The sequence below is a fragment of the Paracoccus solventivorans genome (assembly GCF_900142875.1).
GTDB classification, from domain to species: Bacteria; Pseudomonadota; Alphaproteobacteria; order Rhodobacterales; family Rhodobacteraceae; genus Paracoccus; species Paracoccus solventivorans.
Genome location: NZ_FRCK01000010.1, coordinates 70,834 through 83,214 on the forward strand (window position 1 = coordinate 70,834; position 12,381 = coordinate 83,214).

The 12,381-nt window shown below is 68.2% G+C and carries 11 protein-coding genes; 5 read left to right on the forward strand and 6 right to left on the reverse strand.

Annotated elements, in window-relative coordinates; translation table 11 throughout:
* The 5 genes from BUB57_RS13705 to cysQ all read right to left on the reverse strand — a co-directional run bounded on the left by BUB57_RS13705 (position 1) and on the right by cysQ (position 4,743).
* On the reverse strand, positions 1-1,041 hold the full coding sequence (locus BUB57_RS13705) for a glycosyltransferase family 2 protein (protein WP_234952086.1): 1,041 nt from the start codon (positions 1,039-1,041) through the stop codon (positions 1-3).
* 5 nt (positions 1,042-1,046) lie between these two features.
* Positions 1,047-2,048, reverse strand: coding sequence for a UDP-glucose 4-epimerase GalE (galE, locus tag BUB57_RS13710; RefSeq protein ID WP_073067992.1), 1,002 nt, complete (start codon positions 2,046-2,048; stop codon positions 1,047-1,049).
* Between the two features lie 3 nt (positions 2,049-2,051).
* The gene (locus BUB57_RS13715) at positions 2,052-2,942 is read right to left on the reverse strand and encodes a UTP--glucose-1-phosphate uridylyltransferase (RefSeq protein WP_073067994.1); all 891 of its coding nucleotides are present in this window, start codon (positions 2,940-2,942) and stop codon (positions 2,052-2,054) included.
* A gap of 197 nt (positions 2,943-3,139) precedes the next feature.
* Positions 3,140-3,940, reverse strand: coding sequence for a 3-deoxy-manno-octulosonate cytidylyltransferase (locus tag BUB57_RS13720; RefSeq protein ID WP_073067996.1), 801 nt, complete (start codon positions 3,938-3,940; stop codon positions 3,140-3,142).
* A gap of 2 nt (positions 3,941-3,942) precedes the next feature.
* Positions 3,943-4,743 carry a 3'(2'),5'-bisphosphate nucleotidase CysQ gene (gene cysQ / locus BUB57_RS13725; protein WP_073067998.1) on the reverse strand — a complete coding sequence of 267 codons (801 nt, stop codon included), beginning with the start codon at positions 4,741-4,743 and terminating at the stop codon, positions 3,943-3,945.
* A gap of 145 nt (positions 4,744-4,888) precedes the next feature.
* Between cysQ and BUB57_RS13730 the strand changes: the two genes are divergently transcribed.
* From BUB57_RS13730 to BUB57_RS13750, 5 genes are all read left to right on the forward strand, one after another.
* The gene (locus BUB57_RS13730; protein ID WP_073068000.1) at positions 4,889-5,710 is read left to right on the forward strand and encodes an ABC transporter permease; all 822 of its coding nucleotides are present in this window, start codon (positions 4,889-4,891) and stop codon (positions 5,708-5,710) included.
* Positions 5,711-5,992: 282 nt separating this feature from the next.
* Positions 5,993-7,906: a molecular chaperone DnaK gene (gene dnaK, locus BUB57_RS13735; protein WP_073068002.1), complete on the forward strand. Its 1,914-nt coding sequence runs from the start codon at positions 5,993-5,995 to the stop codon at positions 7,904-7,906.
* Positions 7,907-8,038: 132 nt separating this feature from the next.
* Entirely contained in the window at positions 8,039-9,196 is a 1,158-nt protein-coding gene (gene dnaJ / locus BUB57_RS13740; protein ID WP_073068004.1) for a molecular chaperone DnaJ, read from the forward strand.
* Positions 9,197-9,368: 172 nt separating this feature from the next.
* Positions 9,369-10,148: a RadC family protein gene (radC, locus tag BUB57_RS13745; RefSeq protein ID WP_073068006.1), complete on the forward strand. Its 780-nt coding sequence runs from the start codon at positions 9,369-9,371 to the stop codon at positions 10,146-10,148.
* A 77-nt stretch (positions 10,149-10,225) separates the two neighbouring features.
* Positions 10,226-11,239, forward strand: a complete 1,014-nt coding sequence (locus BUB57_RS13750; protein ID WP_073068007.1) for an NAD(P)H-dependent flavin oxidoreductase — start codon at positions 10,226-10,228, stop codon at positions 11,237-11,239.
* A 523-nt stretch (positions 11,240-11,762) separates the two neighbouring features.
* Here BUB57_RS13750 and BUB57_RS13755 read toward each other — a convergent pair.
* Positions 11,763-12,224 (reverse strand): IS5 family transposase, encoded by a 462-nt coding sequence (locus BUB57_RS13755; RefSeq protein ID WP_143159734.1) that lies wholly within the window; start codon positions 12,222-12,224, stop codon positions 11,763-11,765.
* Positions 12,225-12,381: the final 157 nt, after the last annotated feature.

Below are 12,381 nucleotides of genomic sequence, written 5' to 3' on the forward strand. Positions count from 1 at the left end.
TCAGCCTGGCCCCCGCCAGTCGCCCGCCGACATGATCCCCGCCGCGACAAGGCTTTCCCAGCCCGCCAGCCGCCGCGCGCCCTCGTGCCACAGATCGGGGTTGGCGATCACCGCGTCGTAATAATGCCGATAGGCGGCGGGGTCGCTGAAATGCTGTTCGCGGCGGCGCTCGCTGCGGGATTTCTCGATGATTGTGGGCAGGAACTTGGTGTGCAGCAGCGCCCCGGACAGCCGCGTATCGCCGGGCCCGTCCCAGGCGTCGTTCAGCCGCGAGGGCAGCGCCGAGTGGGTCGAGTTGACATAGGCGAAGCCGCGGCGCCAGCGCACCAGCGGCAGCTTGTTCAGCGTGGGCGCGCGCCGGGGGCGGTCGGCGAAGAACACCCGGTCGCGGACACCGCCCTGCACCCAGCGGTTGCGCATCGGGGCCATGATGCGGCAGCGATAGTTGCCGGCGTCGAACCATTCCAGCCGCCGCAGCGCCTGTTCGCCCCTGGGGCGCGGGTCGGGACACAGCGGGCCGCGCGGGTAAAGATCCAGCATCAGCGCCCCCAGCGCCGGCACCCGCCGCCGGTCCAACTCGGCCACCAGATCATGCAGGCCGGCGCGGTCGTCGTGGGGAAAGCTCAGCAGCTCGTCGGCATCCAGCGTCAGGCACCAGCGCCCGGCGCCGTAGCGGGTCAGCAGCCAGTTGGTCCAGTCGCGCCCGAAGCGGGATTCGCGATAGCTGGCCTGCGTCGTCCACAGCCAGACATCGGGCTGCGCTGCCAGGAACTCGGCGCTGCCGTCGTCGCTGCCGTTGTCCACGACATGGAACCGCGCCACCCCCAGGCGGCGGTGGTGGTCCAGCCAATGCGCCAGCCGCTCGGATTCGTTGCGCACCACGGCAAACGCGAGGATGTCGCCGCGCCCGGCACGGCCGCCCCGGGCCGAGACCAGCCGCAGGTCGCGGCGGCTGCGCAACGCCCGCGCCAGCAGCCGGGCGCGCAGCCATTGCACCCGCAGCCGCTGTCGCAGGGTCGGCCGGTCCGGCAAGGCGGCCACCGGGATCAGCCGGCGTAATGGCCGGTCTGGTGCCAGCGCCAGGCGTCCGAGATCATGCAGGACAACGTTGAGCGCTGCGGCTGCCAGCCCAGCACCCGCCCGGCCTTTTCGCTGCCCGACACCAGCTTGACCGCATCGCCGGGGCGGCGCGGCCCTTCGGTCACCGGGACGGGGCGGTTGGTGATCTGGCCGGCCTGGTCCAGCACCTCGCGCACGGAAAAGCCGCGGCCGGTGCCCAGGCAGAACAGCTCGGTGCCGCCCTGCGGCTGGTGGCCGGGCGCGCGCAGCCAGTTCAGCCCCAGCAGATGCGCCTCGACCAGATCCATGACATGCACATAGTCGCGGATGCAGGTGCCGTCGGGGGTGGGATAGTCGGTGCCGTGGATGGTCAGCGCCGGGCGCCGCCCGTCAAGCGCGTCCAGGATCAGCGGGATCAGATGGGTCTCGGGCTGGTGGAACTCTCCGACCTCGGCCTCGGGGTCGGCGCCGGCCACGTTGAAATAGCGAAAGATCACCGAGCGCAGCCCGTGCGAGGCGCCAAAGTCGCGCAGCATGTCCTCGATCGCGCGTTTCGAGCCGCCATAGGCGTTCAGCGGCGCCTGCGCGGTGGTTTCGTCCAGCACCACCCCGTCCTGGTCGCCATAGGTGGCGCAGGTCGAGCTGAATACCATGTCGCGCACGCCGGCGGCCAGCATCGCCTCGATCAGCGTCAGCGAGGCGCAGACATTGCCGCGCCAGTATCTGCCGGGGTCCTGCATCGCCTCACCCACCTGGCTGAGCGCAGCGAAATGCATCACCGCGACCGGCTGGTGGTCGGCGAACACCTGGTCCAGCCGGGCGCGGTCGGACAGATCGCCACGCTCAAACGGGCCAAACCGGACCGCATCGCGCCAGCCGGAGCAGAGATTGTCATAGGTGACGGGGACATAGCCCGCCGCGGCCAGCACCTTGCAGGCGTGCGAGCCGATATAGCCCGCCCCGCCCGTGACCAGGATCTTCGGCGGCATGGGCTATTCCGCCGCCTTGCGCATCGCCATGATGTCGTGAAGATATTCCGCGAACTCGTCCTTGAGATCGTCGCGCGCCAGCCCGAACGCCACCGTCGCCTGCAGGAACCCGGCCTTGGAGCCGCAGTCGTAGCGCTGGCCGCGGAAGCGCAGGCCGAACACGTCGCGCCCCTCAGCGATCTCGTCGGCGATGGCGTCGGTCAGCTGGATTTCCCCGCCCGCGCCCTCTTTCAGCTTGTTGAGGTTCTGCAGCACCGTCGGCGCCAGCACGTAGCGCCCGATCACCGCCAGGTTCGACGGCGGGTTTTCCTTGGGCTTTTCCACCATGCCACGGGCGCGGACGATGGCGCCCATGTCCTCGGCCACGTCGAGAATCCCGTAGGATTTGGTCTTTTCAAGCGGCACTTCCATGGTGGCGACCATGCTGCCGCCGGTCTCGGCATGGGCCTCGATCATCTGCTGCAGGCAGGGCGGCTCGCCCATCACCACGTCGTCGGTCAGCACCACGGCAAAGGGTTCGTCGTGGATCAGGCGGCGGGCGCACCAGACCGCATGGCCCAGCCCCATCGCCTTGTGCTGGCGGATATAGGCGATGGCGCCCGATTCCATGTTGGTCTGGCGCAGGACCTCGAGCAGGTCCTTCTTGCCGGTCTTGCGCAGGTGGTTTTCCAGCTCGTGCGAGTGATCGAAGTAATCCTCGAGCGCGCCCTTGCCGCGCGAGGTGACAAAGATGAACTCGGTGATTCCCGCCGCCCGCGCCTCGTCGATGGCGTATTGGATCAGCGGCCGGTCGACGAGCGTCATGATCTCTTTCGGGATCGACTTCGTCGCCGGCAGGAAACGCGTTCCCAGACCGGCCACAGGAAAGATGGCCTTCGTAACCTTGCGCGTCATCTGAACCCCAGCTTCTTACCTGTTACAATTACATCGTATGTCTGCGTGCCGACAGATCCATCCTATGTCCCTGTCGCGAAGGGACGGCAAGGGATTGGACGCATTCCGGCCACTTTCCCACATCCCGACCGCCCGCCTAGCGGGTTTTCGCGCATTCCTGCCGCCCGGAGGCGGGTGGCGCGGGCGGCCGGGACGGCTCAGCCCATGCCCATGCGCCGCATCATCGATTCGATCCGCTCGACGTCCGAGGGGTTGTTCAGCTCCCAGAACTCGCGGCCGCGGGCCTCGACCTCGACGCAGAGCACCGGGCGGCCGTGTTCCAGAAAGCGCAGCTGCTCGAGCCCCTCGAGCTTTTCCAGCCGCCCCTCGGGCCAGCCGGCATAGGCGGCCAGCGCCTGCGGGCGATAGGCATAGACGCCGACATGGTGGAACACCGGGCTGGCGGCGTCGGGCGCCACATCATGGGGGACGAAGGGAATCACTTCCTTGGAAAAATACAGCGCCCGCCCGTCGGTGCCAAACACCGCGGTGGTGCCGCCCACCCGCCCGGCGGCACGGTCGGCCAGCAAATCGGCGCGCATCGCGCCCGAGCAGTTCAGCACCGGCGTCGCCACCTCGGCCCCCGGGGCAGCGCGCAGCCCGGCGACCAGATCCTCGACGAACCACGAGGGCGTCAGCGGCGCGTCGCCCTGCAGGTTGACCAGGATTTCGGGGGTCTCGGGCAGGTTGGCCAGCACCTCGGCGCAGCGCTCGGTGCCGTTGCGGCAGGTGGTCGACGTCATCGCCACCTCGGCCCCGAAGCCCGCGGCATGGTCAGCGATGCGCGAATCGTCGGTGGCGACGATCACCCTGTCCACGCCCGCGACCTGCCGCGCCGCGTCCCAGCTGCGCCGGATCAGGCTGCGCTTGGTGCCATCGGCGCCGCGCAGCTCGACCAGCGGCTTGCCGGGATAGCGGCTGGACGCAAAGCGCGCCGGGATGACGATGACGACGGACATTCCTAGACCCCCGGTTGCAGCAGCACGCCCGGCGCGTGTGCGATGAAGAACGGGTTCTCGAACCCCGGCTTGCCATAGGTCAGCGGGCTGTGGTCGTCAAAGCGCACCATTTCGCCCCCGGCGCCGCGCAGCACCGCATCGCCCGCGGCGGTGTCCCATTCCATGGTACGGCCCAGCCGCGGGTAGAGATCCGCCTCTCCGGTCGCCACCAGGCAGAACTTCAGCGACGAGCCGGCGCTGGTCATGTCGCGCACCGCATAGCGGGCGATATAGTCGTCGGTCGCCTGGTCGCGGTGGGATTTCGACGCCACCACCATCAGCGCCCGGTTGTCGGGGGTGGGGTTGACCCCGATGGGATGGACGGTGCCGGGCGTGGGGCGGAAGGGGCCGGTTTCCTCGACCGCGCCACCTACGGCCAGCGTATAGAACAGCCGTCCGCGGGCCGGGGCATAGACCACCCCGTGCAGCGGCACCCCGTCCTGCACATAGGCGATGTTGACGGTGAAATCGCCGCGGCGCTGGACGAACTCCTTGGTGCCGTCCAGCGGATCGACGATCAGGAAGCTGGACAGGCGCTGCCCGTGGGTGGCCTGCTGTTCCTCGGTCACCAGCGGGATGTCGGGGAACGCCGCGCGCAGCCCGGAGGAGATCAGCGCATCGGCGGCCTCGTCGGCCTGGGTCACCGGCGAGGCGTCGTCCTTGGCCCGCACCTCGAAGTCGGGGCGCCGGTAGATGTCGAGGATCACCTCCCCGGCCTCAAGCGCCAGACGCCGCATCTCGAAGATCAATCTGTCGAATTGCATGGATTTTCCTTTTGATCCGACGGGGTTCCGGGATATTGCCTGCTGCGGGGCGGTTGAACGCGGCAGTTTGCGGATTTATGATCGCCCCGCAGGCAATGGGCAAGCGCGCAGGCGCTGCCGGTCCGAAAAGGGTGTAGCGCGCAGCATGTTCGTCCAGAGCAGACCCCGGACCATGGTCGGCGCCGCCTTCACCACGCTGGCGCTGATCTATCACCAGACCGTCCACAGCCTGCGCGGCAAGCACCGCAACGCGGTGATCGGGCTGCTGCTGACCATCGCGCAATCCTCGGTGATGATCCTGGCCTTCGTGGTGATGTACTGGGTCTTTGGCGTGCGCCATTCCCCGATCCGCGGCGATTTCCTGCTGTTCATCATGAGCGGGATCCTGCTGTTCATGATCTTCAACATGTCGGTCGGCGCGGTGGCCGGGGCGGGGAAATCCACCAGCGCCATGCTCAAGCACGGGCCGCTGAACACCGCGATCTCGATGTGCGCGGCCGCGCTGGGGGCGCTTTACAACAACATGCTGTCCGCGCTGGTGCTGCTGGGGATGTATCATGCGCTGTGGATGCCGCTGGACCTGGAAAACTGGCGCGGCGCGCTGGCGATGATGCTGTTTTCCTGGTTTTCCGGCTGCACGGTGGGGCTGATCCTGCTGTCCATCACCTCGTGGCTGCCGGAAATCGGGCCGATGCTGACCAGGATCGTGCGGCGGGTGAACATGATCGCCTCGGGCAAGATGTTCGTGGCCAACATGCTGCCCGGGTTCCTGCTGCGGGCGTTCGACTGGAACCCGCTGTTGCACCTGATCGACCAGAACCGCGGCTTCGTGTTCATCAACTACACGCCGCACAACTCGAACCTGACCTATCCGTTCTACCTGACGCTGACCCTGCTGATGATCGGGCTGATGGCCGAGTTCGTGACCCGCAACATGATGTCGCTGAGCTACATGGCCGGGCGATGACGGGCGGCGGCCGCGATTCCGCACGGGGATTTGCCGGGGGTTCCTGCCTGAATCCCCCGCCCGGCTCCCTCCATGGCGGGCGCTGCCGGCGGGGGCCTGTCTAACGCCGCGCATTCAATGCAGGATTCCGCGAGCAGCGGCGCTTGCACGCCGCAAACGCCTTCTTATATAGCCATCGAACCCCCGAAGCAGCGCTTCGGACCTAGTCAACCAATCGGGATTTTGGCGCGGGGGCCGCGAACGGACCCGCGGCCTGACCATCGCCGCAAGAAAGGTATTTCCATGGCCAAAGTCATCGGGATCGACCTCGGGACCACCAACAGCTGCGTTGCGATCATGGACGGCAGCCAGCCGCGGGTGATCGAGAACGCCGAGGGTGCGCGCACCACCCCCTCGATCGTCGCCTTCACCGAAAGCGAACGCCTTGTCGGGCAGCCGGCCAAGCGCCAGGCCGTGACCAACCCTGAAAACACCGTCTTTGCCGTCAAGCGCCTGATCGGCCGCCGCGTGGGCGATGCCGAGGTTGAAAAGGACAGGAACCTCGTCCCCTACAAGATCGTGGACGGCGGCAACGGCGACGCCTGGGTCGAGGTCCGGGGCGAGAAATATTCCCCCGCGCAGATCAGCGCGATGATCCTTCAGAAGATGAAGGAAACTGCAGAATCCTATCTGGGCGAAAAGGTCGAGCAGGCGGTGATCACCGTCCCGGCCTATTTCAACGATGCCCAGCGCCAGGCCACCAAGGACGCCGGCAAGATCGCCGGGCTCGAGGTGCTGCGCATCATCAACGAACCGACCGCGGCCGCGCTGGCCTACGGTCTGGACAAGAAGGAAAGCCGGACCATCGCGGTCTATGACCTTGGCGGCGGCACCTTCGACATCACCATCCTGGAAATCGACGACGGGCTGTTCGAGGTGAAATCGACCAACGGGGACACGTTCCTCGGCGGCGAGGATTTCGACATGCGGATCGTCAACTACCTGGCGGACGAGTTCAAGAAAGAGCACGGCGTCGACCTGACCAAGGACAAGATGGCGCTGCAGCGGCTGAAGGAAGCCGCCGAAAAGGCCAAGATCGAGCTGTCGTCCTCGTCCCAGACCGAGATCAACCAGCCCTTCATCTCGATGGACAAGAACAGCGGCACGCCGCTGCACATGGTCGTCAAGCTGACCCGCGCCAAGCTGGAATCGCTGGTCGGCGACCTGATCAAGGCGACGCTGAAACCCTGCCAGGCCGCGCTCAAGGACGCCGGGCTGGCCAAGGGCGACATCGACGAGGTGGTGCTGGTCGGCGGCATGACCCGGATGCCCAAGGTCATCGAAGAGGTGCAGGGCTTCTTTGGCAAGGAACCCCACAAGGGCGTCAACCCCGACGAGGTGGTGGCGCTGGGTGCGGCGATCCAGGCCGGGGTGCTGCAGGGCGACGTCAAGGACGTGGTGCTGCTGGACGTGACCCCCCTGTCGCTGGGGATCGAGACGCTGGGCGGCGTGTTCACCCGGCTGATCGACCGCAACACTACCATCCCGACCAAGAAGTCGCAGACCTTCTCGACCGCCGAGGACAACCAGAACGCGGTGACCATCCGGGTCTTCCAGGGCGAACGCGAAATGGCCGCGGACAACAAGCTGCTGGGCCAGTTCAACCTCGAGGACATTCCCCCAGCCCCGCGCGGGATGCCGCAGATCGAGGTGACCTTCGACATCGACGCCAACGGCATCGTGTCGGTTTCGGCCAAGGACAAGGGCACCGGCAAGTCGCAGAACATCACCATCCAGGCCTCGGGCGGGCTGTCGGATGAGGATATCGACAAGATGGTTCGCGACGCCGAGGCCAATGCCGAGGCCGACAAGGCCCGCCGCGAGCTGGTCGAGACCCGCAACCAGGCCGAAAGCCTGCTGCATTCGACCCGCAAGTCGCTGGAAGAGCACGGCGACAAGGTCGACAGCTCGACCGTCGAGGCGATCGAGCTGGCCGCGGGCGCGCTGGAAGAGGCGATCAAGTCCGAGGACGCCGGCAAGATCAAGGGCGGTATCCAGAACCTGATGGACGCCTCGATGAAGCTGGGCGAGGCCATCTACAAGGCCGGCCAGTCCGAGGGCGACGGCGCCGAGCGCGACGCCGACGCGCCGCGCGACGTGGACGACGACATCGTGGACGCCGATTTCGAGGATCTCGGCGAAGACAAGCGCAAGTAAGCGCGCCCCGATCCCGGCCCGGCCCGCGCCCTCCCGCGGGCCGGGCCTTTCGCCACCGCTCAGGCGGCGCCGAAGCTGCGAAACCCGCGGCGTCAAGGCCCTCGCGGCGTCTAAGGACCGACACGGACGACCATGGCAAAACGTGACTATTACGACGTTCTGGGTGTTGCTCGCGGCGCGTCAAGCGACGAGATCAAGCGGGCCTACCGTGGCAAGGCCAAGTCCCTGCACCCCGACCTGAACCCCGACTGCAAGGTCTCGGAAACCGAGTTCAAGGAAGTGAACGAGGCATATGAATGCCTCAAGGACCCGCAGCGCAAGGCCGCCTATGACCGCTTCGGCCATGCGGCGTTCGAGGGCGGCGGGGCCGGGTTCAACGGCTTTGGCGGTCGCGGCGGCCACGGCGATTTCGGCGCCGCCTTCGCCGATGTGTTCGAGGATCTGTTCGGCGAGTTCACCGGCGCCCGCGCCGGCGGGCGCAGCCGCGCCACCCGCGGCCAGGACCTGCGCTACGACCTGCGCGTCACGCTGGAAGAAGCCTGGCGCGGGGTCGAAAAGACCATCACCGTGCCGGGCGCCACCGCCTGTTCGGCCTGCAACGGCACCGGCGCCGAGGGCGCGGTGGAACCCACCACCTGCCCCACCTGCGCGGGCATGGGCAAGGTCCGCGCCAGCCAGGGCTTCTTCACCGTCGAACGCAGCTGCCCGACCTGCGGCGGCAATGGCCATATCGTCAAGAACCCCTGCAAATCCTGCGCCGGCGCCGGCCGCGTGGCCCAGGACCGCAGCCTGTCGGTGGTGATCCCCGCGGGCGTGGAATCCGGCACCCGCATCCGGCTCGCCGGCGAGGGCGAGGCCGGAATGCGCGGCGGCCCGGCCGGCGATCTCTATATCTTCGTCGAGGTCCGCGAGCACCCGATCTTCATGCGCGACGGCCGCACCCTGGCCTGCCAGGTGCCGGTGGGGATGACCACGGCCGCGCTTGGCGGCGAGGTCGAGGTGCCGACGATCGAGGGCGGCCGCTCGCGGGTCAAGGTGCCCGCGGGCAGCCAGACCGGGCGGCAGATGCGCCTGCGCGGCAAGGGGATGCCGCCGCTGCGCCACGGCGCCGGGCTGACCGGCGATTTCGGCGACATGGTGATCGAGCTGGTGGTCGAGACCCCGGTGAACCTGACCGCGCGCCAAAAGGAACTGCTGCGCGAGTTCGACGGCATCGCCGCCGACAACCACCCGCAAACGGCCAGTTTCTTCTCGAAGATCAAGACCTTCTGGGACGGCTTGGGCGCCTGACCGGCAGCCCTGTTCCGGCGTCGCTGCGGTATGGGTATTTGAGCCAGAAAGAAGCAGCTCCGGGGACTTCTTTCTGGTCCAAATACCCCTGCAACGCCGCCATCCGGCGCGAGGACGCCATGGCAGGGCCGCGTTAACCGGACCTTAACCTGCCCTGCGGCAGGATGGGGGCATGACAGCGAATCATGCCTTTCAGGAAGCCCCGATCCCGCTCTTCGGTCTTACCGCGGCCGAGGATGACTGCATCGCCGTCCGCCCGCGGGGGGCGCGGGACCGGCCGCCCAGCTACATCGCCGATCACCGCGCCCGGCTGCGCGACCGCTTCATGCAGGGCGGGGCCGCCGCGATGCCGGATTACGAGCTGCTGGAGTTGATCCTGTTCCGCGCCGTGCCGCGGCAGGACATGAAGCCCTTGGCGCGGCGGCTGCTCGACCGTTTCGGCGACTTCAACCGCGTGCTCTCGGCTGATCCCGGGCAGCTGCTGCAGGTCGAGGGCGTCGGCCAGGCCATCGTCGCCGAGCTGAAGATCGTCGAGGCCTCGGCGCAGCGGCTGGCGCGCTCGCGGGTGATGAACCGGCCGGTGCTGACCAGCTGGGACGCGCTGCTGGATTATTGCCACACCGCTATGGCACATGGCGCGGTGGAACAGTTCCGGGTGCTGTATCTGGACCGCAAGAACGTGCTGATCGCCGACGACCAGCAGGCGCGCGGCACCGTGGATCACGTCCCGGTCTATCCGCGCGAGATCGTCCGCCGCGCGCTGGAACTGAACGCCAGCGCGATGATCCTCGTCCACAATCATCCCTCGGGCGACCCGACCCCCAGCCAGGCCGATATCGACATGACCCGGCAGATCGTGGCCGCGACCGGGACCATGGGCATCACCGTCCACGACCACATCATCATCGGCAAGAGCCGCGAGCTGAGCTTCCGCGGCGCCGGGCTTCTATAGCCGGAATTTCCGGGGCGAGGCTGGACAGCGCCGCATCGGGGCGCAAGATGGCAGCGCAGCCAGGACCGGAGGGACCCATGGACATCATCGCGCGGCTGGGGATGCAGGTGCCGGTGATCCAGGCGCCGATGGCGGGGGTGTCGACGCCGGCGCTGGCGGCGGCGGTCAGCAATGCGGGCGGGCTGGGCAGCCTCGGGCTTGCGGCGATGACCCCCGAACAGGCCGCCGCGGCCATGGCCGAGACGCGGCGGCTGACCGCGCGCAGCTACGGGGTGAACCTGTTCTGCCACCAGCCGCTGCGTCGCGACCCGGCCGCCGAGGCGCGCTGGCTGGACCGGCTCGCCCCACATTTCGCCCGCTTTGGCGCGACACCGCCCGCGGCGCTGGCGGATGCCTATCCGAGCACCCTGGAAAGCGACGCGCTGCTGGACCAGGTGCTGGCGGCAGCGCCGGCGCTGGTGACCTTCCACTTCGGCCTGCCGCGCCCCGACCAGATCGCCGCGCTGCGCGCCCGCGGCTGCCTGCTGGGCGCCACCGCCACCAGCCTCGCCGAGGGCGATCGCATCCGCGACGCCGGGCTCGATCTGATCGTGGCCCAGGGCTGGCAGGCCGGCGGCCACCGCGGCATCTTCGACCCCGACGGCCCGGACGAGCGGCTGGACACGCTGGGGCTGCTGCAGCAACTGCTGCCGCTGGGCCTGCCGGTGGTCGCGGCGGGCGCGATCATGGACGCGGACGACAGCCGCCGCGCACTTGAGGCAGGGGCGGCGGCGGTGCAATGCGGCACCGCGTTCCTGCTGGCGCCCGAGGCTGCCACCACGCCGGCCCATCGCGCCGCGCTGGCGCGGGGCGACACCGCCATGACACGCGCAATCTCGGGCCGCCCGGCCCGGTCCTGCACCAACGACTTCACCGCCATCCCGGACCGGGAGAGCCCCGGCTATCCGGTCACCTACGCCGCGGGCAAGGCACTCAATGCGGCAGCCCTGGCCAGGGGCGTCACCAGCTATGGCGCGCAATGGGCGGGCACCGGCTGCGCCCGCGCCGTGGCCCGCCCGGCGGCGGAGACCGTGGCGGCACTGGCACCTTAACCGCCGCTGCGGCGACGGCGCGGCTGCGCGACTGTCACCGCCCCGCCTGCCCGCGCCGCCGGAGCGGGGGTTTTCCACCCCCGCACCCCCGGAGGATATTTGCGACCGCCCGAAGGGGCTTGGGGCTGATCCGGAAAGAGGCCGAAGGCGGCGGCGCGGTGGCGGTTCGACACGCCGGCCTTGCAGATACAGCGGCCCGCTGAGGGCGTCCCCCTTTCTGCGGCAAGACTCGGACTCAGGAGATACGCGCAGCTTGCCGGCTCGCCACAACGTCGTCCTAGCCCGTGCTTCGGATAGAGCAATGTGAGGTCTATTTTGGTTGATACCAAGGCCGGCACGAGAACCGCGCTCAGGACTCCACTGATCGCAAAAATGTCCTGCCGCAGGTTGCCGGCACAGGAGGGCGGGGAGGCCAGGGAAATGCGGCCTCGACCGAGCACGCGATGTTTCAAGCCAGTCTAACTGGTAGCGAATCCTTCGCGCCCGTGGCGCTGTAAGGACAGCAGTCGGCTAGGCTCCAGACTCAATTGAGCCCCCATGTGAAGAGGGCGGCGATCTGTGCTGAGGCGAGGAAGTTGCGGGCGAGTTTGTCATAGCGGGTCGCGACCCTGCGCCAGTCCTTGAGCCTGCACCACATGCGCTCGACCAGGTTTCGGGCCCTGTAGGCCTGGGCGTCGTAGGGTATCGGCGTCTTGCGGGAGGTGGTGGAGGGGATCACGGCCTCGGTTCCGCGCTCGGCGAGCAGGCGGCGCAGATGGTTGGCGTCATAGCCCCGGTCGGCGATGAGGCGATGCGCTGGTCCGGCGGCCTCCACCAGAGCCCGCGCGAGGGCGATGTCATTGGTATTGCTCGGGGAAAGCAGCAGAACCCTTGGCCGGCCGAGAGCATCGGCCAGCCCGTGCAGCTTGCAGGTCCAGCCGCCCCGCGAGCGGCCTACGGCTTGCGCGAAGGCCCCCCCGACACCGGTTCCGAAAAAGGACAGCAGTTGCCCAGATCAATAACTCTCGCCGCCACCCACCCTCCTTCACCTCGTCGGCTCTGTCACGAACTCGTCGCGGCCGTCGCATTACAGGTAGAGCAGCGCGGTCAGGTCGCAGTAGTTGATGCGGATATGGGTTGAGCGACGACCATCGGCTTGGCAT